The organism is Arthrobacter sp. 4R501, assembly GCF_002929755.1.
Classification (GTDB): Bacteria; Actinomycetota; Actinomycetes; order Actinomycetales; family Micrococcaceae; genus Arthrobacter.
Genome location: NZ_PJIW01000084.1, coordinates 1 through 516, shown reverse-complemented (window position 1 = coordinate 516; position 516 = coordinate 1). Strand labels below are relative to the sequence as shown.

The window sequence follows — 516 nt, the reverse complement described above, 5'->3', positions numbered from 1 at the left end:
GGGCTACGCCTACCGGATCATGGACGCCGGCGACGTCGGAACCAGCTCGCCCACCGGCTGCGCCGGCACCCCGCCGCGTTCCGGGCAAGCCGGCTCCCGGATCAGCGGGTGTACGTCGACCCGTCCTGTTCCATGGCCCCGGTCCGGGGATCGCGCTGTGGACGCTGGTAGGCGAATTCGCCGCCGCTCCGGCCGCCGTAGGGGCGTCCGTGATCGGCAAATTCCTCACGGAAAAAGGCCAGGCACCACGGGCCCACCTGTATCCGGGCGCCGGTGCGCAGTACCGACTGCGATCCAGGACCGAAGCTTCCGCTGACTTTTCCGTGCCGGACCAGGACGTATTCATCCTGGTCATTGTGGACTATTTCCGCATGTACGCCGTCCAGCCCTTGAAGCTGCAGATCTGCGGATTCATCGCTGCCGATGCGCACCCGCTCCGCACTAAGGACGAACTCACGCGGGACCTGTCCGTTCCAAGACTCGGAGTCCCGGACAAAAATCAGGCGTGGCCTTCCG

At 66.1% G+C, this 516-nt stretch carries 1 protein-coding gene; it reads right to left on the bottom strand.

The features are described 5' to 3' along the window. Nucleotides 1–101 precede the first annotated feature (101 nt). Nucleotides 102–516: FHA domain-containing protein (locus CXR02_RS21995; protein WP_146072595.1), on the bottom strand; the 415-nt coding region annotated here is incomplete at its 5' end.